Here is an 18,946-nt window from a genome sequence, read left to right as displayed (position 1 = left end):
GACAGGCAGAGTGAAATTTGGCAGTTAGCCCAATAAAAAACCCGGCAAAAGCTGGGTTTTTTATTAGTACAAAAGTACCTTTAGATCGTTGGGCTAGCTGTTGTGGGCACTATCGACGAATAGAGTCAAGCGTTGGCCGGGCTGTAGATATTTCGACTTGGGGATTTTGTTCCAGCGTAAAATATCATCGATTTTGATGCTGAACTTATTGGCAATCCGGTAGAGAGAGTCGCCACTTCTCACTCGGTAAGAGAGTTTGCGAGTGGTACGGTTACTACTGGTTGAGTTCCCATTGTAGGCGACCAGTGTTCGGCCTGGGCGTAAGGTATCCCCGGGTGCCATGCTGTTCCAGTGAGCGAGTTCCTTCACGCTCACTTTTAACTTGCGGGAAATTGCCCAGAGACTGTCACCGGGCTGTACCGTGTAGTTTGATTTCTGTCCTCGGCCTGAGGGTTGGCGTTGTTTTACCCTCTGATCCACAGTGTACGCATATTGCCCTGAAGGGCCGGAAGCGCTGGGAATCAGCAAGGTTTTACCTGCGCGAATATTATTGCTCCGCAGCTTGTTGGCTTCGCGGATGGCTGTAATGGTGGTTTGGTAGCGTCGCGCGATGGTAGAGAGCGTATCTCCGCGGGCAATGGTGTAGCGCTCCCAGGTAACTCGCTGTTCTACCGGCAAGTCGTTTAGGGCTGTCTCAAAGTGCTCAAGGCTTTTAACCGGAATTAGCAAGTGGTGATCACCATTGGGATCTGTCGCCCAACGGTTAAAGCCGGGGTTGAGCAGATATAACTCATCCAGTTCGATCTGGGCGAGCTCTGCAGCCTGGGCAAGGTCTATCTGACTGCCAACATTTACTCGAGCGTAGTAGGGCTCGTTGGCGACATCATGGAGAGGAATTTTGTAATGATCCGGGCGTGATACTACCTCGGCAAGTGCGAGTAGTTGTGGCACATAACGTTTTGTTTCGCGGGGTAGCTTGATCTCCCAGAAGGAAGTCCCTCGCCCTTTACGGCGGTTACGCTCGATTGCACGGCGTACCGTGCCCTCTCCGGCATTGTAGGCCGCCAGAGTAAGTTCCCAGTCACCATCAAAACGCTCGTATAAGTATTTAAAGTACTTTACGGCTGCACGGGTGGATTCGTGTACATCTCGGCGGCCGTCATACCACCAGTTTTGCTGAAGGCCAAAAGAGCGACCGGTTGCGGGAATAAACTGCCACATTCCAGAAGCTTGGGCATGAGAATAAGCAAAAGGATCGTAGGCGCTCTCCACGATTGGTAACAAGGCGAGCTCGAGTGGCATATTTGCCTGTTCTAACTCCTCTGCAACATGAAAAATATAACGGCGTGATCTCTCGGTAACCCGAGACATATAGCCTTCATTGCGGGAGAAATAGGCAATGTAATCCTGTACCTTGGGGTCCTCAATACGGTGGTTGAGGCGAAATCCTCTGCGTAGGCGATCCCAAATATCTGTAGGGGGAAGTGCTGCCTCTGCTGATTTCTCTGAGAGGGGCGCAAGGTCGTTCGCAGGGCTGGCTTCTTGTGCCTGATGGTTTTCGCTATCGGGAGATGGGCCCGTCTCTGGTATTTGCGAGCAGGCGCCAACCGTAGCGGCTAGCAATGCCGCGGCAAAATTCTTGTGAACCATGTTTGGTATCCGCGAGTAATTCTTGTAATTCCCGCTCAGCACGCGCGGGGGCGCTTATTTTTTGCTAACACTGAGCATTGGATCATAGCCTTCTGATTCTAATTAGCGGAAATAGTTTCGGTCAACGCAGATGGATAAAAAACAGACAGTTTTTTGTATTGATAAGTTGTCAGGCCTTATTGATGGCGTTACTTCCCCCTTTTAGAAGTGGTCTTTCCAGTCGCGCAAGCTAGCAAATATCTCGACTTCATCGAGTTGCTCAGGTGTATTCCGGCCTAGGTGGTGGGCGCCACTTTGCGCAACCTCGGCAACATGGCAGCGCAGGAAGGGGTTTGTTGCCAGCTCTTTAGCGATGGTGGATGGTAGAGTTGCTTCACCAGCCTGCCGAAGGATTTGGCTCTGGGCCAGCCGTTCACTAACGGCGCTATTGCCCGGTTCTACGGTATGGGCAAAGCGGAGGTTGCCGAGAGTGTATTCGTGCGCACAATATACGAGGGTATGTTCTGGCAGGCCGGTTAACTTTTGTAGGGAGTTGAGCATCTGCTTTGGGGTTCCCTCAAATATACGACCACAGCCGGCGGCAAAAAGTGTGTCGCCGCAGAAGAGGTGCGGTTGCAGGCTGCCGTCAGGAGACTCTTCTTTCAGAATTATTGCCAGGTGGTCCAAAGTGTGGCCGGGGATATCCCAGACCTCCATCGGGAGTCCCAACAGTAAAAAAGTATTTCCGCCGGCAATTGGATTGGTCACGCCCTTGATGGATTCGGGCCCGAATACCGGGCATCCATAGTGTTTCTGTAGCGCTTTAATCCCACCGGTGTGATCAAAGTGATGGTGAGTGATTAATATGCCATTAAGGGATTTACCCTGTAAGGCATCGATAACGGGTTCAGCTTCACCTGGATCGACAACCCAGTGCTCACCATCTTTCTCAAGATGCCAGATATAGTTATCACTCAACGCGGGTATAGGGGTTACGGAGAGCATCTTAGTCCTGCCTGCCAACTCAATCTTGGAACGATACCATGGATATTAAGGGAAAGATGTGGAGTGGGGTAATTACCAGGTTATATGCTTTCCCTGGTGACTTGGAAATGAAAGTTTGATGTGATGTTAAACTCCCTGACACCCAGAACTCACTAATAAGAGATGGCTATTAAAAACCCAGGATTGTAAGTTTGGTTTTACCTAGTCAGTAAGGGGATTAAATAAGGAGACTGAATGACTGATAAGTCCAGATCTCGAGTATCAATAGAAGCATCGCAACTGGGCAAAGCCAGTCCAGCTTTATCCCATTGGTTTTCAAGCAGTCTGGGGCAGGAAATTCTTTCCCAGCAACTGGCCTTGACCCAGCCTCTGATCGAGGGGTTCTTTGGATACCATCTGTTGCAGGCGGGGGTTACCGATGCAGTGGATTTTGCTGCTTCCAGTCGGATTAATCACTGTTTCCGCTTGGCGGTGAGCCCTGAGCAGAAGGGAGCGGCCATTGTTGAGTTGGAGCAGTTACCCCTTCCTTCTGAATCGATTGATGTGGTCGTATTGCATCATTTGTTGGACTTCTCTACTCATCCTCACCAGGTATTACGCGAGGCGGCCAGGGTTTTAATACCTGGTGGCCATATGCTGTTGATGGGGTTCAACCCCTTTTCCCTGCTGGGTCTGTCACGCTTGTTGTTTTCCCGTGGCGCCTATCAAAAGGGTAACCAGTTGCGCGCGGCCAGAGTCGCCGACTGGATGAATCTGCTGGATCTCCAGGCTGAACAGCTGCATCGAGGCTTTTTTCGCCTGCCATTGCAGCAGCGTGAGCTCCTCGCCAAGACTGCCTGGATGGAGCGGCTGGCCACCCGCTTACGCTTGCCTTGGGGGGGGTTTTACATCATAGTCGCGCGCAAAGAAGTGGCACGGGTGCGGGCAATCAAGATCGATTGGCGCACTGAGCGAAAGCCTGCCCTGGTGGCAACACCTACAAGCCCTCGTGTGGCTGCACGGGAAAAGCATCAGAAGCGATAACCATGGTGGGGTCACCTGGAAGTCGTTTTGTTCCAATTTTTGGCATTGATTTTGAAGCAAATTACCATCTACACCGACGGCGCCTGCCGCGGCAATCCCGGGCCAGGAGGCTGGGGAGCCCTGCTGGTTTACGGGGAACACGAAAAAGAATTATGTGGGGGGGAGTCTCATACCACCAATAATCGCATGGAACTAATGGCTGCGATTAAGGCGTTGGAAGCCCTGAAACAGCCCTGTCAGGTTGATTTACATACCGACTCTCAATACCTGAGGCAGGGGATCACCGGTTGGATCAACAACTGGAAAAAGAATGGCTGGAAGACAGCGAATAAAAAGCCAGTAAAAAATGCGGATCTCTGGCAGCAGTTAGACGAAGGTGTTGCCAAGCATCAGGTGGAGTGGCATTGGGTGAAGGGGCATGCGGGCCATCCCGGTAATGAGAGGGCTGACCAGCTGGCCAACCGCGGTATAGATGAGCTGTAATTCTAACTGGGAGTGAACCATGCGCCAGGTTGTACTGGATACTGAAACCACCGGTCTAGATCCCAAGAACGGTCACCGGATTATTGAGATTGGTTGTGTAGAGCTTGAAAACCGCAAGCTCACTGGGCGCCACTATCATCAATATATTAATCCGCAGCGGCAGGTTGAAGACGGCGCGATAGAAGTTCACGGCATTACCAATGAGTTTCTTGCTGATAAGCCAGTCTTTGCCCAGATTGCCGATGACTTTATGGCTTTCTGTGAGGGCGCTGAACTCGTTATTCACAACGCGCCGTTTGATGTTGGCTTTATCAATGCCGAGTTAAAGTTGCTGGGCAGTTCACGTTGGCAGCATGTAAATGCGCATTGCAGTGTGCTCGATACCTTGGCTCTGGCACGAGAAAAGCATCCAGGACAAAAGAATAACCTGGATGCACTTTGTAAGCGCTATTTTGTCGATAATTCCCAGCGTGATCTGCATGGCGCCCTCCTGGATGCGGAGATACTCGCCGACGTCTATTTGATGATGACTGGCGGCCAAACTGATCTAGGTTTGGCTCAGGGAGGTGATGGGCAGAAGTCTGAGGAAGGTGAGCAGGCACAGGGGGAGGTCAAGTCCGCAGTCATCCGCAGGCTATCCCAAAGCCGGCCCCGCCTCACAGTAATCCAAGCTTCGGCACAAGAGCAGGAGGCACACTTGTCCATGCTTGAGCTACTGCAGAAATCCGCCGGAAAACATTTCTGGTGATATATAAAAAGCCCGCTTTGCGGGCTTTTTTATTGATGGTTGTCTGCACTTCATTGGACCACCATCTTGAGGCTGCCGGTTAAATCTGGTTATTAGCCGGCAAGTTACTCCCTACAGTGCGAAAATCACACAAAGTAGCGCAACCGTGCTGAGAACCAGTGTGTAGGGTAGGGCCATAAGAACCATGCGGCCATAAGAAAGGCGAATTAACGGAGCAAGAGCGGAGGTTAGAAGAAACAGGAAAGCTGCCTGGCCATTGGGAGTGGCGACACTTGGTAAGTTGGTCCCCGTGTTAATGGCAATGGCTAGTTTGTCAAAATGCTCTCGGGTAATTTCGCCTGCAAGGAGAGCGGATTTAACTTCATTGATATATACCGTGGCTACGAACACGTTATCGCTGATCATGGACAAAATACCATTAGCGACAAATAACAAACCCGGCTGCTGTTCCGGCTTTTGCGACAATACGAAGTGAGTCACTGGCTCAAACAGCTCCTGCTGATGGATGACTGCAACGATCGCAAAGAACACCACTAAAAGTGCGGTAAACGGCAGAGCTTCCTCAAAAGCGTGACCAATACGAGCTTCCTGAACCACTCCATTGAAGGCAGTCAGTAAAACAATAATCATCAGACCGATAATACCGACTTCAGCAACGTGAAACGCTAAGGCGAATACCAGCATCAGGGCAACAATGCCCTGAACCCAGAGCTCGGCGACTTGTGCGCTGGTACGCTTGCTTTCTTCTTCTCGTGAAAAATTCACTAAAACTTCCCTAACTGCGAGGGGAAGCTGGGCGCCGTAACCAAATCGTTTGATCTTTTCCAAAAGCACACAGGTCACAAGGCCCGCGATTAAGGTGGGGATAGTTACTGGAGCCATTTGCAGGAAAAACTGTACGAAATCCCAGCTGGCTTTCTCAGCAATCAGGAGGTTTTGTGGTTCGCCTACCAGGGTACACACTCCCCCCAGTGCGGTGCCTACGGCACCGTGCATGATCAGGCTGCGCAAGTAGGCTCGGAACTGGTCAAGGTCCTCGCGGTGGTACTCCACAACCTGCTCATCGTTGGAGTGGTCGTGGCCATGGTGGTGGTGGGGTTGCTGTGATGCAACTCGGTGATAGACCGAGTAAAAGCCTACAGCAACGGCAATCAATACAGCGGTTACGGTGAGCGCATCCAGGAAGGCAGAAAGCACAGCTGCTACGGCACAGAATAATAGCGACAGCAGGCTTTTAGAATTTACATGGATCAAGATCTTGGTGAAGACAAACAGCAGCAGGCTCTTCATAAAGTAGATGCCGGCTACCATAAACATCAGCAGCAAAATAACTTCGATATTCTCTACCACTTCGTGGTAAACCGCATCGGTGCTGGTCATACCCATTAGGACGGCCTCAATGGCAAGCAGGCCTCCGGGTTGCAGCGGGTAACATTTTAAGGCCATGGCTAGGGTAAAGATAAATTCTCCGATTAATACCCAGCCGGTGACAAAGGGGCTGCTGACATAGAGTATGAGTGGATTTAATAGCAGGAAGGCGGCGATGGTTAGTTTGTACCAGTCAGGGGCTTCGCCGAGAAAGTTCTCAGCAAAGGCTCTCCCAAAACCGTTTCCGGAAGCCGTAATTGCATTGTTGTAGGTATTCATCTTTTACTTCCATGGTTTACCCAGTTCTGGGCCAAATTGGAGTCTTGGGAGGGAATGGTGCATGGCAATGATCTGGCCGGTTACCATGTCTCTTCCTCTTGCGGCAATATTTCTAGTGTTGGTTGTTTTTTGTGCGCAAGAACAAAATGCGTACAGACGCAAATATCAAAGTATCAAAATAGCAAACGCTACTGGGTTTTCTGGAAAATTCAAGTAATTTAAGGGTCGTTGCCTTATTGCCAGAAGTTTTGTCGAATATTCGGTGGAAATTGTCTGAGGAAAGGTGGACTCTTTTCACTATTGGTATAAATTGCCGTTTATTAGGCCTACTCTTTTTGAGTTGGTTGTTTTTTGTTCGGTTACAGGAAGAATGCAGTGGTGCAGGCAAAAAGTGAATTGCGCAAGATCAACATCACTTCTGTCAATGTAGTCAAGGACGAGCTGGTTGTTGCGATAGACAATGCTGCCGCTCACCTGGATAAATTTGCAGCAGATACCACCCAGAAACAGTCGCTGGAGCAGTGTATTTCTGCTCTCAGGCAAGTGAGTGGGGTCTTGCAGATGGTGCAACTCCACGCGGGTGAATTACTAACGCAGGAAAAGATCGCCGCTTTAACCGAGGTTTTAGAGGGGCGCCAACAGCCTACGGAAGAACTGATGGAAGCCCTAGGTACGGGCTTTTATGTACTCGGCCGCTATCTTGATTTTGTACAGAGCCGGGCGATCGCCCGCCCCGAACTACTAATACCTTTTATTAATAATTTACGTGCAGCGCGCTCCCAGCCCCCTGTCCCGGAGAGCCATTTTTACCGCTGTAACCTCAGTGCCTCGCTACCTGGCCTAGGGGCATCGGCAGTAATGTCTGAGGATTTGCGCAGTTTTGTGCGTAGGTTTCGCCATATGTACCAAGTGGGTTTGCTGGCACTATTACGCGGCAAGCCCAGGGGGCCGGCTTTTACCATGATGGCGCGGGCACTGGAGCGCATCGCTAGTATTACAACGGGCCGCCCTAATGGGCGTCTATGGTTGGTAGCCGGTGCAGCCCTCGGCGGCATGGCTGCTGCTGAAATGCGTATCAGCCGTTCGCGGGTGATGGTCTTCAGCATGTTTGATCGCTGGTTGCGGGCATTGCAAAAAGAGTGTGATACGGCTTTGGATCAACCGGCACCGCCGATCCTGTTAAAAGAGTGTATCTATTGGTTGGCCCTTTCTCGACCCGATGAAAGTGGGGCAAAGCTACTCAAAGCCTTCTCTGCGGAAGAGCTTGATTACACTGAGGATGAGCTGGAAAGAGAGCGGGCAAGCCTCGGCGGCCCCGGTGCTACTGCTATTTCAGCCGTTGCCGGTGCTCTGGATGAGGAGTTGTCCAGCGTGCGACGAATGCTGGATGATATCGAGATGATCGGCGTATCAGGTCTTGATGAGGATGATGGCCTCACCAGTACCCTGCAGAGAGTCGCCGGAACATTGCAAATGCTTAACTTCCGGCGAATTGGGGAGAGCCTGCGCAATGCCGTAGCTGAGTACCAGAGTGCAGCCGGTGCTGGCGGTTCTGTTGCAGACGCCGCGCTACAGAAACTCACAGGCCAAGTCTTGATGGTGGACAGCACTGTGCGAGCCTTGAAACAGAGCACCAGTATTGACCTCGATGAATACGGTCACGCTGATATTGCTTTTGAGCACAGCCAACTGGCCGAGGCTGAAGTTGCGGTGCTTAAGGAGGCCGAAGCGGGACTTGCCCTAATTAAGAGGGCGCTGGCTGCTTATGCCGATTCAGGCTTTGATCACGGCCATATTCGCAATGTCTCCACCACTCTGAATTCCGTTCGGGGCGGCTTGATCGTACTCAACCTTCGCCGTGCTGCAGCAGTAGTTGAGGGGTTGCTGAATTTTGTGGAAATCGTAGTGGATCGGCATGATGCTGCTCCCGAAGTTGAGCAGCTGCTGGATATTTTTGCCGATGCGATTATCAGCCTGGAATACTATCTCGGTGAAGTAAAACTGCATCGCCAGGCAGATGTTCAATCATTGAATCTTGCGGTGGAAAGCTTGGCAGCACTGGGTTGCCCTGTAGAAGCGGCCTAGCTGGAGAAAGGAGTCACTTTTTGGTAGATCGCTTTGAGCCCGCCGCAAATGTTTGGGAAGCCCCGGAGTTTTCCCAGCAAATTATTGTGGCAGAGGGTCTGGTTCTCTGTATTGGAGATCAGTTTATTCACGAGGCAGGTCTGCTGCCGCCTGAGGCTGTTATCTCAAGCCACTATCTCGGTGAGTTAGGCGGCCACAGTTGCGGCGTACGAGTTTTATCTGCTCAGTTCGAGATTCGGGGGCACAACTGGCGAAATCTGCGCAGTTTGCTCACTGCTACCGAGGAGCATTTATTTGCCCTGGCTGGGCGGGCATTACAGGTCGCCTACTGGGATCGCGATCACCGTTTTTGTGGACGTTGCGGTACGCCAACACATTACCATTCCATTGATCGCGCTAGGACCTGTTCAAACTGCCAGTTGACGGTTTATCCCAGAATTTCTCCCTGCGTCATTATGTTGGTGACCCGCGGGGAGGAATGTCTGCTGGCCCGTCACGCCAATCGTAGAAATATCACTTATACCGCACTGGCTGGATTTATCGAGCCAGGGGAGAGTGCTGAGCAAGCTTTGAAGCGGGAAGTCAGGGAAGAAGTCGGACTTGAAGTTGGAAACCTTAGGTATGTCGGCAGTCAGCCTTGGCCTTTCCCCGGTCAGTTGATGTTGGGATATTTGGCTGAGTGGCAGGGGGGCGAGCTCTGCCCTGATCCGAATGAGATTGAGGAGGCGCAGTGGTTTCATTATCGTTCACTACCCGCCATTCCACCGGTGCAAACTTTATCCGGGCAGTTGATCCATACCTTTTCCAACTTAATGACAGCTGGAAAGAAGTCGTAAGCCTTCTGTTCCTGCAGAATTAGCACAGAGGAGTTAAATATCGACATGTATATCGTGATTACCTTCCTAATAGCTATAGTAGCGCTGCTCCTCGTTTTTTGGGGCGCGAGAGTGTTGTTGGGGGGCACTTGGGTGATGGGGTTTTTGCGGGGTTCTGTTGGGCTGGTTTTTTTTGGTTTAGCGCTCTGGATCGTTCTGGTTGCAGCAGATGTATACAGTTATCGAAACCTAGCCAATGAGCACAGTGTCGGCATCGTGTCGTTTAGAAAAATTGCTGAGCAGCAGTTTGAAGTGAAATTTTCCGATGCCGATGGTATTTCGCAAAAGTTTGAATTATACGGTGACCAATGGCAACTGGATGCTCGTATGTTGAAGTGGCAAGGGCCTTTGGCGCGCTGGGGTATTGAACCTGCTTACCGATTGGATCGCCTGAGCGGCCGCTACCTTACTTTGCAAGATGAACGAATTCGTGAACGCTCTGTACATCAAATTGATGGCACCAATTATGGCGTCGATATTTGGCAATTTGTGCGTGGCTTTGATAAAAATCTTCCTTTCGTTGACGCGGTTTATGGAAGCGCAACCTTTCTGCCCATGGAAGATGGTGCAGTTTACGAAGTGCGTATCAGTCACGGTGGCTTATTGGCGCGTCCATTAAATCAGCAGGCGACCTCTGCCTTAGATGGTTGGCAGTAGGGCGGCTTAATAATTATCAAAATTGCATGGCAGCAATCTGGAGTATAAGTGGAATTTTTAATTGAATACGGCCTTTTCTTGGCAAAAATTGTTACCGTTATCGTAGCCCTGATGGTATTTGTGGGATTTATTTTTGCTAATCGTGAGCAACTGAAGGAAAGGGTGCAGGGACATATTAGTGTTACTCGCTTGAATGATCGCTATGAGCAGTTTAAAGAGACTCTGCTCGAAGCTTTGATGGAGAAACACGAATTTAATCAGCGTAAAAAACAGCTTGCTAAAGAGAAAAAAGCTGAAGAGAAAGCGCTGGTTAAGCGGCATAAAGCAGCGGCGAAAGAGAAAGCGTCCAAGGGAGATAGCTCAGTGGCTGAGACAATAGAGCCACAGAGAGATACAGCTTCTGAACAGACCGGAAAAGCTGCTGACTCGACGGGTGAACGCAAACGAATTTTCGTAACCCACTTCAATGGTGACATCAAAGCCAGTGGCCTATCACACTTGCGTGAGGAAATAACCGCTATTCTACAAGTGGCTGAAGCGGGTGATGAAGTATTACTTTGCTTGGAAAGCCCTGGGGGAATGGTGGCCAATTACGGATTAGCGGCAAGTCAGTTGGCCCGGGTCCGAAGTGCGGGCATTCAGCTCACCATTGCGGTTGATAAGGTTGCGGCCAGTGGGGGCTATATGATGGCCTGTGTGGCAGATAGAATTCTTGCTGCGCCTTTCGCTATGCTCGGGTCTATTGGTGTATTGGCGCAACTGCCTAATTTTAATCGCTTGCTCAAACGCCACGATGTGGACTATGAGCTTTTCACTGCAGGTGAATTCAAGCGCACAGTCACTATGTTTGGGGAAAATACCGAAGAGGGACGTGAGAAGTTCCAGAGTGATCTGGAGGAAATACACGTACTTTTCCAGCACTTTATCAGCGAATATCGCCCCAAACTCGATGTCGCCAAGGTGGCGACAGGAGAGGTTTGGTTCGGACAAAAAGCCCTCGCAATGGGGCTGGTGGATGAGCTGAAAACCTCCGATGAATACCTGACAGATTGTGCAAAACATGCGGACCTGTTCCAGGTGGAATATAAAGAAAAGAAAAATATCGCCAAGAAAATGGGATTGGCAGCTGAGGCAGGTGTAGAGTCGGCCTTGACACGTCTATTCTCAAAATTAACCGCTTGGCGTCACCACGCTCAGTAATGGAATGCTGATAGGGCAACCTAACGGAAAATCTGTCATTAGGATAATGCAGGCATGAAAAACTTTCTGGACAGGGAGTTTCGAGCGATTCGTGTGGAAGAGGTTGCCGCCGGGAAGTTTGACCAGATTCTGGTAAATCGACACATTCGTGATTTACCGAGCAATCCTTTGTTACTTAGCGTTTCTTATTCTTCTTTGAATTATAAGGATGCCATGTCTGCATTTGGCAACCGCAGTATTACCAGAGAGTATCCGCATACTCCTGGGATAGATGCGGTTGGCACGGTGCTAGAAGACCACAGTGGTACTTTTGCCCCAGGTGCCGAATTGCTGGTCACAGGTTATGATTTGGGCATGAATACGCCCGGTGGGCTCTCGGAGATTATCGCTATCCCTTGCAAATGGGCACTGCCTCTTCCAAAAGGGCTCAGCAATAGGGAGTCAATGGCACTGGGCACTGCGGGGCTCACTGCGGCCCTTTGTGTTGACCGCCTCTTGGAAGCCGGTGCTACACCAGAAGATGGTGAGGTATTGGTCACGGGCGCTACAGGTGGGGTGGGCTCAATTGCGGTCGCTCTCCTCGCTAAGTTGGGCTTTCGTGTAGCTGCGGTTACAGGCAAGCTTGAAGCGGCTGACTTCCTCACCGAATTGGGTGCCTGGAAGGTTCTTGATCGAGATACTCTTGCGCCATTTGCCAATAAGGCTATGGCCAAGCCTTTATGGGCTTGGGCAATAGACACCGTCGGCGGAGAAACACTTTTCAATGTGGTGAAATCTCTGGCGTATGGTGGTGGCGTGGCGGCCTGCGGTATGGCCTCTGGTGCTCAGTTTCATGCCAACGTTTTCCCTTTTATTTTGCGCGGCATCAGTCTACTGGGCGTCGATAGTGTGGAGTTGCCAATAGAGAACAAATCCGCTGTATGGCAAAAGTTGGCTGGTCCTTGGTATATCGGTGACAAGTTAAAACTTATTGCTGAGGATATATCACTAGAGCAGGCGCCTGAATTCCTTGCGCGGCTCCACCGAGGACATGGTATTGGTCGCTACGTTGTCAATATGGCTCTTTAGAGACATTGCGGAATAGTTCAGAGGCTTCCTAGATAACTGCGGCCGGGCTGGTGATTGGTTGTCCTGTGTCACTGTATATTAGTAATGGTATTTGTCTGTGCTTGCGCTTTTCAATAGCCTTAAAGCCAATAGCATGATTTATAGCCTGTTTCTGTTGGAAGATTACAGTGTCTAAAGGTAGCGAAAAGTCCCTGGTTCCTGTTCAGAACAGTGCGTTAGTACTCTCGGGTGGCGGCGCCCGTGCCGCTTATCAGGCTGGTGTTCTCAAAGCCTTGGCAGAAGTGGTGCCCGAAGATAATCCCCGGCCTTTTAGAATCATTTGTGGTACATCAGCTGGCGCTATGAATGCCATGATGTTGGCGGCCCATCCTGGCACATTTAAAGAAGCGATTGAGAGCATGTGCTCTGTGTGGATGAGCCTGAGTGTGGAGCGGGTGTATCGCACCAGCTGGTTTAGCCTTTTTAGTAACTTGTTGTCGATCAGTCGGTCACTGTTCAACCAGGGGGTGGGTCGACAAAAACCTCTCGCACTACTCGATAATTCCCCTTTGCGTAAGCTGCTCGGGGACGTAATCGATTTTAATAATATTCAAAAAAATATAGATGCGGGCCACCTGCATGCAACTTGTATTAATGCGCTTTCCTATAGCGAAGGTGAATCGGTCAGCTTTTATCAGGCTGCCGATGGCGTAAGAAGCTGGCAGCGCTTTCGCCGTTTCGGAATTTCCACGCAGTTGACCGTAGATCATTTATTGGCCTCTGCAGCAATTCCTGCAATATTTCCCGCAGTAAAAATCAATGATATATATTACTGTGATGGCGCAATTCGCCAGATGGCACCTATTAGCCCAGCGCTCCATCTTGGTGCCAAACGGGTTTTTATTGTTGGTGTTTCCGATAACCGGTCGCCAGTTCACTGGGGCAGTCGACGTAGCGATAACCAGGTTCACTCTCCTTCAATGGCCCAAATTGCCGCTCAGTGGTTCAATGCGGCTTTCATTGACAGCTTGGAGGGTGACCTTGAGCATATGGATCGGGTCAATACCTTGCTGGATTCTGTCGATGAAGATAAGTTTGCGGATCTGTCCCCTCTGCGACCGGTGGAATCGGTCGTAATTGAACCCTCACAGAGTCTGGCCAGGCTGGGTGGGAGAAAATTAAAGTACCTACCGCCGGCGTTGCGCTGGTTGTTTCGCTCCACCGGGGCAACCCGTTCCGGAGGCGGGGTCTCTGCGGCGAGTTATTTGCTTTTTGAGAGGCCCTATATCGAAGAATTGATAGAACTCGGCTACCAGGACGCAATGTGGGAGAAAGATAAATTACGTTATTTTTTGAGGCCGCAACCCAGGCTTGAGGTTGAGCGAAAAGGTCTCTTCGGGGTCCGAAAGAAAGGAACAGAGGATCAGATCGGGCAAGGAGATATTTCCTAACATCTTTTGGTTTCGTAAAGGGGTTTCAAAGGTGCTCATTTTTTCTAATCTAACGGAAATTCGTTGTGATTGTGTTGCTCGTCTCTTTTAAGATTCAACACTCTTGAATTAATGATTTATTGCTTCACTCCAACCCAGTAATTCCATCAGTTTTTTAAATTCTCCACGTGGCTCAGCTCGTAATGCTAGTAATGTATCGCTCACGGGGTGCCTTATCTCTAATTTTACAGCGTGTAAAAGTAGTCTCTTGCAATCAAATTGTTGAGAAAAGAATCGGTTGTGGGAAGACTTCCCGTATTTGGGGCAGCCAATCAGTGGGTGTTGGATATGCTTGAAATGTCTTCGGATCTGATGCCGGCGGCCGGTTTTTAATTGTACCTCTACCAATGAATAACGGCTGGTAGGATACCGGTCCACTGCATAGGGTAACTCCACGGTGGCAAGTCTGCGAAAAAGGGTAATGGCCTCTTGGCGGGGGAGTTCGGATTTGGGGCGTTTTCTTTGATGCTTAAAGTCTGCTACTGGAGGGAGTGGGTAATCGATGGTCTCTTGCTCGGGACAATAACCACGACACACGGCAAGATATTGTTTAAGAGAATATTCACTTTCCAGCTGTTGCTGTAACCGGGCGGCAACTTCACCGCTCTTGCCAAAGATGATGATTCCGGATGTAGGCTTGTCTAGCCTATGTACCGGATATAAATGATAACCACTAAGATCGCGTAAGTATTGCAGGAGAATACGCGTCTCATGGCGGTCTATCTCTGAGCGGTGAACGAGCCAACCTTCGGGCTTGTAAGCAGCAAGTAAATGTTCGTCTTCAAAGATTATTTCTGGTTCACAACTCATTGTTCGATCTGATAAAAGCGCTTTGGCTGAGCACCTAGTGTATTGCTGTGGGGCGTTGATTGCATTTAAAAATTTTGGTCGGCATTGGTAATTTATGCATCGGTGGATGCCTGCAAGAAAAAAATACCAACAAGAAATCTAAATTTAGGTTGACATCCTAGGGCTAGGCAATAAACTTCGCAGTAGATTTCATTGCTGGCTAGAAAGTATTTGGTGCTGGCATATTTTTTCAAATATTCTTCTTTTAAACGTGGAACGCAGCCACGAAGGGGTCATGAAATGCGAAATGTGGATACTAACAACCTGTTTTTTTAATCGCTTTTCATGTGCTTCAGCTTGAAAAGCGATTGAGCTTTTCAAGCCAGAATTCTCTAGAGCCCTGGCATTTGCCGGGGCTTTTTCGTTTAAGGCTTTGGAGAGCTTTTACTGATTTATTGGATCAATCCAAGGACTCTATATGCCTGTAAAAATTGTGCTAAATAAAAATGCACCGCAAGGTAGTGTGCCGGTAAAAATATATACTGACGAAATCGAGCCGCAGGCCTTACAGCAGCTAAAAAATATCGCTCAGTTACCCATCATTCACTCGCACGTGGCAGCAATGCCTGATGTGCATTTGGGTAAGGGAGCAACCGTTGGCTCGGTCATTCCAACAGTGAGCGCGGTAATCCCTTCGGCGGTAGGAGTGGATATAGGCTGCGGAATGAATGCAGTGCGAACTTCGTTATATGCCCATCAGTTGCCAGACAACCTGAAAGCATTGCGGGAGGCCATTGAGGTGAAAGTACCCATTGGACAGGGTCGTCACAAGATGATCAGTGCCAGGGAATCTGCCTGCAAACTTTTAGCTCCCGGTGTGGATAGGCTGTTTGAAAAGCATCCTGGGCTTTTGAAAAAGCTGCATCAGCCCCAGAAAACCTGGGTTACCCAGATGGGGACCCTGGGTGGCGGCAATCATTTTATTGAAATTTGTTTGGATGAAAACAATGCAGTTTGGGTGATGCTGCATTCAGGCAGCCGAGGAATTGGCAATGCTATTGGGCAGCACTTTATTCAGTTGGCTCGAAAGGATATGACGGGGCATATGCATAATCTGCCAGATAAAGACTTGGCTTACTTTTCCGAAGGTAACCACCATTTTGAGGATTACATCGAGGCGGTAAATTGGGCCCAGGAGTACGCTCGAACCAATCGGCAGGAGATGATGAAGCTGGTTTTGAATTGCCTGAAAAATCACTTGCCAAAATTTACCCTGACCAGTGAGGCAATTAACTGCCATCACAATTATGTGATGCGCGAGCGCCATTTTGAACGGGATGTATTTGTAACCCGTAAAGGGGCGATCAGTGCGAAAAAAGATCAGATGGGAATTATTCCGGGCTCAATGGGTGCTAAGTCCTATATTGTGCGTGGGCGTGGGAATGCTGAATCGTTCCACTCATGCGCCCATGGAGCTGGCCGTCAAATGAGTCGTACCGCGGCACGCCAGAGATTTACCCGGAAGGATCTTGAAGAGCAGACTAGGGGCGTTCAATGCCGTAAAGACAAGGGAGTGATCGATGAGATTCCGGCGGCTTATAAAGATATAGACCGAGTTATGGATAATCAGTCAGATCTTGTTGAAGTGGAGCATACACTGCGTCAGGTGATATGTATTAAGGGTTAGGATTTTTGTTGGTAGGAACTATTAGGAGGCGCTATTTGTAGGAGTTGTTATTTGATGAAGCATAAGTCGGTTAATTGGCCGAACTTCCAGGAAAATATTTTCACTTTTGGTGCTTGGCTGCCAAATGTTTCGCAATAGGAGAATATTAATGAAAAAAATCCCACCTAAGACGACTAGGAAAATCCGTAATTATGTCGCTCGTAACCCATTAATGGGCAAGGGCGGCGCTCATGTGAAGGCAAAGTCAGGAGAGCGTTTTGCTGGTAAGCAAAAAATGAGGAGGGAAGCGCGGGAGTGGAAAGGCTCCCGCGATATTTCCCCGCTTGTAGCTGTGGCTAGCTGTATGTTTCCGCCGATTCTTACCGGTTGTTAACTTTTGCCTTCTTCTGGCCAACCGGGGAGCGCCTCCAGGTAAACCCATCTCTTTTTGTAAAGCTTGAACAGGGATACTTCATGAATTACATGCTCCTGCTCATTCTCTGAATACCAAGCCTTAAATTCCACCACCGACTTTTTCAAACCAGGTTTAGTCTTGATGACTTCCAAGCGGGTCCACTGGGTTTCCAGATCCTCTTGGGAAAGATCGGGATAAGTGTCTGGGTGCCAGGTTTTACGCAAATAGGCCAGGTTCCCCATCGCATAAGCGCTGTAACGACTGCGCATTAGAGTCTCTGCAGTATTGGGATAGGCTTGCCCCGAGAGGTAGAGGTTGCAGCAACCTTGAAACTTCTTACCTGAGCCGCAGGGGCAGGTATGATCCGTCATAAATAACTCCATAGCAGAACCGGGAATTTTCGTTCATTCGGTCATCGTGGTTTCGTAAACACTTATTAACCTTGCTTGACGGTGACAGAGGGTAGCATAGCTTGACCTTTTTCAGGGGAACGCTAAGATACCGACCAGCCGGTTGGTTTGTTGGGTGTGTCCGGGAGGTCATGTGTCGAGAGTCGATAAATCTGCCATTGTTCGCGCTGCCGAAGAGGTGGTTCGAGAGAAGGGCGCGCGTAAGCTCACTCTGGATGCAGTGGCAGCCCAGTGCGGGTTGAGTAAGGGTGGCTTAATCCACCACTTTAGGACCAAGCAGTCCCTTCTTAAGGCGATGTTGGAGTCGGCGATTGCCAGGGAGGATGCCACTGCTGAGTCTTGTGCTATGGCGGGCGGTGACCTGCTGACCTGTCGATTGAGTTCCATTTTCGAACTAATGGAAGATGACGAGGGGTTGCCACGATCGCTAATTGCGGCAGTAGCCGAAGACCCGGCGCTTCTCGAACCTGTAAAAATAAAGGAAGCGGAGCTTCGGAGTGAAATCTCCCGAACCTATAAAGACCCCGAACTGGCGCAACTGTTGATTCTCGCTGCCCAAGGTTTGTTCTTTGGGCGCGTGTTGGGTGTTGTGGAGCCTGAAGATCCGATGCTCGACCGCTTACGTGAACGTTTGTTGATGCTTTCTGCAGATCTCGCCTGATTTTTTTCTTAAACACGCTTTTGGATGACGAATATGAAATTGTCGGTAAGTTCTCGTGCCCCCCTGGCCCTTTTAATGGCGGCGGTGGTCATTCTTGCGGGCTGCTCCGGCTCGGAAAAAGAGGAGCAACAGGCCGAAAGACTCTGGCCTGTAAAAGTCGCTACAGTCCAGAGCACAAACAAAGTTGCAGATCGCCAATTTGCCGGCAGGGTGAAAGCGGTGCAAAGCGTGGACCTTTCTTTTCAGGTGGGCGGTAAGCTCGATAAGTTAAATCTACGCGAAGGGGAGATCATCCCCAAAGGCACCTTAATTGCGGAGCTTGATGATAGGGATTATCGGCGCCGGGTAAAGGAGGCTCGCGTGAATGTTGAGCTCTTGGAAAAAACACTGAATAGACAGCGTTCCCTGGCAAATTCGAAAGTGATTTCCCAGCAGCAGCTGGATGAAACCGAGAGTAATTTTGATCTTGCCAAAGTGACACTGGAAAGAGCAGAGCAGGATTTGGCTTATACCAAGTTGACAGCCCCCTTTGATGCGTTGGCCACACGGCAACTCGTTGAAAATTATACCAATGTTCAACCTGGTCAGCCGATTGTGCGTTTGCAGAATATTTCTGAGGTGCGTATCCAGATTTCCGTTCCGGAAAAACTACTGGCCACTGTCAACGAAGAGCAGATCAGCTCAGCACTTGCAGAATTTGAATTCCTGCCGGGCAAGCATTTTGCTTTGAAATACCGTGAACACCAAGCGGAAGCCGACAGCGTGACACAGACTTACGCCGTGGAGCTGGGAATGCCGCGACCGCAGAATGTTCAGATTCTTCCCGGCATGACAGCCCGGGTTACCGTCAAAATGAAGGAAGGTAGTGGAGATTTCTGGATTCCTCTGGCAGCTGTGCAGAGCAGCAGTGGAGGTGAGCCCTATGTCTGGCAAATTAATGAAGATCAATCTGTTTCCAAAGTTCAAGTGGCCCTCGGCCGCACAAATGGTGAGGCAGTACAAATCATTCAGGGCTTGTCACCGGCAATGAAGCTGGTGGCCGCGGGCGGTCAGCACCTCTATGACGGTGCAAAAGTTCGCAATTATGTACAGCACTAATTTGTCTGTGAGCTCTGG

18 protein-coding genes are annotated in these 18,946 nt (G+C 49.8%); 13 read left to right on the top strand and 5 right to left on the bottom strand.

Annotated elements, in window-relative coordinates; translation table 11 throughout:
• Nucleotides 1-93: 93 nt before the first annotated feature.
• Both ACJJID_RS10110 and gloB read right to left on the bottom strand, forming a co-directional pair.
• Complete coding sequence (locus ACJJID_RS10110; protein WP_444919386.1) at nt 94-1,650, bottom strand: LysM peptidoglycan-binding domain-containing protein; 1,557 nt, start codon at nt 1,648-1,650, stop codon at nt 94-96.
• A gap of 201 nt (nt 1,651-1,851) precedes the next feature.
• Nucleotides 1,852-2,634, bottom strand: a complete 783-nt coding sequence (gloB, locus tag ACJJID_RS10105) for a hydroxyacylglutathione hydrolase (RefSeq protein WP_444919385.1) — start codon at nt 2,632-2,634, stop codon at nt 1,852-1,854.
• 234 nt (nt 2,635-2,868) lie between these two features.
• Here gloB and ACJJID_RS10100 point away from each other — a divergent pair, with 234 nt between their 5' ends.
• The 3 genes from ACJJID_RS10100 to dnaQ are packed head-to-tail and all read left to right on the top strand — an operon-like array spanning nt 2,869 to nt 4,888.
• A complete protein-coding gene (locus ACJJID_RS10100) occupies nt 2,869-3,657 on the top strand; it encodes a class I SAM-dependent methyltransferase (RefSeq protein WP_152454083.1) in 789 nt (262 codons plus the stop codon).
• A 51-nt stretch (nt 3,658-3,708) separates the two neighbouring features.
• A complete protein-coding gene (rnhA, locus tag ACJJID_RS10095) occupies nt 3,709-4,140 on the top strand; it encodes a ribonuclease HI (protein ID WP_444922625.1) in 432 nt (143 codons plus the stop codon).
• 19 nt (nt 4,141-4,159) lie between these two features.
• The gene (gene dnaQ, locus ACJJID_RS10090; RefSeq protein WP_444919384.1) at nt 4,160-4,888 is read left to right on the top strand and encodes a DNA polymerase III subunit epsilon; all 729 of its coding nucleotides are present in this window, start codon (nt 4,160-4,162) and stop codon (nt 4,886-4,888) included.
• A gap of 111 nt (nt 4,889-4,999) precedes the next feature.
• Here dnaQ and nhaB read toward each other — a convergent pair whose 3' ends face one another.
• Nucleotides 5,000-6,535: a sodium/proton antiporter NhaB gene (nhaB, locus tag ACJJID_RS10085; protein ID WP_152454081.1), complete on the bottom strand. Its 1,536-nt coding sequence runs from the start codon at nt 6,533-6,535 to the stop codon at nt 5,000-5,002.
• Between the two features lie 375 nt (nt 6,536-6,910).
• Between nhaB and ACJJID_RS10080 the strand changes: the two genes are divergently transcribed.
• The 6 genes from ACJJID_RS10080 to ACJJID_RS10055 all read left to right on the top strand — a co-directional run bounded on the left by ACJJID_RS10080 (nt 6,911) and on the right by ACJJID_RS10055 (nt 13,850).
• Nucleotides 6,911-8,620: a hypothetical protein gene (locus ACJJID_RS10080; RefSeq protein WP_444919383.1), complete on the top strand. Its 1,710-nt coding sequence runs from the start codon at nt 6,911-6,913 to the stop codon at nt 8,618-8,620.
• Between the two features lie 20 nt (nt 8,621-8,640).
• Complete coding sequence (nudC, locus tag ACJJID_RS10075) at nt 8,641-9,456, top strand: NAD(+) diphosphatase (protein ID WP_444919382.1); 816 nt, start codon at nt 8,641-8,643, stop codon at nt 9,454-9,456.
• Nucleotides 9,457-9,501: 45 nt separating this feature from the next.
• Nucleotides 9,502-10,152 carry a cation/multidrug efflux pump gene (locus tag ACJJID_RS10070; protein WP_444919381.1) on the top strand — a complete coding sequence of 217 codons (651 nt, stop codon included), beginning with the start codon at nt 9,502-9,504 and terminating at the stop codon, nt 10,150-10,152.
• A 48-nt stretch (nt 10,153-10,200) separates the two neighbouring features.
• On the top strand, nt 10,201-11,352 hold the full coding sequence (gene sohB, locus ACJJID_RS10065) for a protease SohB (protein ID WP_444919380.1): 1,152 nt from the start codon (nt 10,201-10,203) through the stop codon (nt 11,350-11,352).
• Nucleotides 11,353-11,406: 54 nt separating this feature from the next.
• A complete protein-coding gene (locus ACJJID_RS10060) occupies nt 11,407-12,420 on the top strand; it encodes a YhdH/YhfP family quinone oxidoreductase (protein WP_444919379.1) in 1,014 nt (337 codons plus the stop codon).
• 167 nt (nt 12,421-12,587) lie between these two features.
• Nucleotides 12,588-13,850 (top strand): patatin-like phospholipase family protein, encoded by a 1,263-nt coding sequence (locus tag ACJJID_RS10055; RefSeq protein ID WP_444919378.1) that lies wholly within the window; start codon nt 12,588-12,590, stop codon nt 13,848-13,850.
• Between the two features lie 108 nt (nt 13,851-13,958).
• On the opposite strand, the gene ACJJID_RS10050 is transcribed toward ACJJID_RS10055, so the two are convergent.
• Complete coding sequence (locus ACJJID_RS10050; protein WP_444919377.1) at nt 13,959-14,699, bottom strand: pseudouridine synthase; 741 nt, start codon at nt 14,697-14,699, stop codon at nt 13,959-13,961.
• Nucleotides 14,700-15,156: 457 nt separating this feature from the next.
• Between ACJJID_RS10050 and ACJJID_RS10045 the strand changes: the two genes are divergently transcribed.
• Nucleotides 15,157-16,365 carry an RtcB family protein gene (locus tag ACJJID_RS10045; RefSeq protein WP_444919376.1) on the top strand — a complete coding sequence of 403 codons (1,209 nt, stop codon included), beginning with the start codon at nt 15,157-15,159 and terminating at the stop codon, nt 16,363-16,365.
• A 148-nt stretch (nt 16,366-16,513) separates the two neighbouring features.
• Entirely contained in the window at nt 16,514-16,738 is a 225-nt protein-coding gene (locus ACJJID_RS10040; RefSeq protein WP_444919375.1) for a hypothetical protein, read from the top strand.
• Here the strand turns inward: ACJJID_RS10040 and ACJJID_RS10035 are convergent.
• Nucleotides 16,735-17,130, bottom strand: coding sequence for a YchJ family protein (locus tag ACJJID_RS10035; protein WP_444919374.1), 396 nt, complete (start codon nt 17,128-17,130; stop codon nt 16,735-16,737). The genes ACJJID_RS10040 and ACJJID_RS10035 overlap by 4 nt on opposite strands.
• A gap of 172 nt (nt 17,131-17,302) precedes the next feature.
• Here ACJJID_RS10035 and ACJJID_RS10030 point away from each other — a divergent pair, with 172 nt between their 5' ends.
• Nucleotides 17,303-17,830 carry a TetR/AcrR family transcriptional regulator gene (locus tag ACJJID_RS10030; RefSeq protein ID WP_444919373.1) on the top strand — a complete coding sequence of 176 codons (528 nt, stop codon included), beginning with the start codon at nt 17,303-17,305 and terminating at the stop codon, nt 17,828-17,830.
• Nucleotides 17,831-17,863: 33 nt separating this feature from the next.
• Nucleotides 17,864-18,928: an efflux RND transporter periplasmic adaptor subunit gene (locus tag ACJJID_RS10025; protein WP_444919372.1), complete on the top strand. Its 1,065-nt coding sequence runs from the start codon at nt 17,864-17,866 to the stop codon at nt 18,926-18,928.
• Nucleotides 18,929-18,946: the final 18 nt, after the last annotated feature.

It is taken from the genome of Microbulbifer sp. CnH-101-G (assembly GCF_052466775.1).
The sequence above is the reverse complement of the archived record's forward strand: the minus strand, read 5'-3'. Positions and strand labels throughout refer to the sequence as shown.

Bases quoted from the DNA above. Each gene is read 5' to 3' on its own strand.
- ACJJID_RS10110 (WP_444919386.1), bottom strand. From the start codon at position 1,650: ATGGTTCACAAGAATTTTGCCGCGGCATTGCTAGCCGCTACGGTTGGC.
- gloB (WP_444919385.1), bottom strand. From the start codon at position 2,634: ATGCTCTCCGTAACCCCTATACCCGCGTTGAGTGATAACTATATCTGG.
- ACJJID_RS10100 (WP_152454083.1), top strand. From the start codon at position 2,869: ATGACTGATAAGTCCAGATCTCGAGTATCAATAGAAGCATCGCAACTG.
- dnaQ (WP_444919384.1), top strand. From the start codon at position 4,160: ATGCGCCAGGTTGTACTGGATACTGAAACCACCGGTCTAGATCCCAAG.
- nhaB (WP_152454081.1), bottom strand. From the start codon at position 6,535: ATGAATACCTACAACAATGCAATTACGGCTTCCGGAAACGGTTTTGGG.
- ACJJID_RS10070 (WP_444919381.1), top strand. From the start codon at position 9,502: ATGTATATCGTGATTACCTTCCTAATAGCTATAGTAGCGCTGCTCCTC.
- ACJJID_RS10060 (WP_444919379.1), top strand. From the start codon at position 11,407: ATGAAAAACTTTCTGGACAGGGAGTTTCGAGCGATTCGTGTGGAAGAG.
- ACJJID_RS10050 (WP_444919377.1), bottom strand. From the start codon at position 14,699: ATGAGTTGTGAACCAGAAATAATCTTTGAAGACGAACATTTACTTGCT.
- ACJJID_RS10045 (WP_444919376.1), top strand. From the start codon at position 15,157: ATGCCTGTAAAAATTGTGCTAAATAAAAATGCACCGCAAGGTAGTGTG.
- ACJJID_RS10040 (WP_444919375.1), top strand. From the start codon at position 16,514: ATGAAAAAAATCCCACCTAAGACGACTAGGAAAATCCGTAATTATGTC.
- ACJJID_RS10035 (WP_444919374.1), bottom strand. From the start codon at position 17,130: ATGACGGATCATACCTGCCCCTGCGGCTCAGGTAAGAAGTTTCAAGGT.
- ACJJID_RS10025 (WP_444919372.1), top strand. From the start codon at position 17,864: ATGAAATTGTCGGTAAGTTCTCGTGCCCCCCTGGCCCTTTTAATGGCG.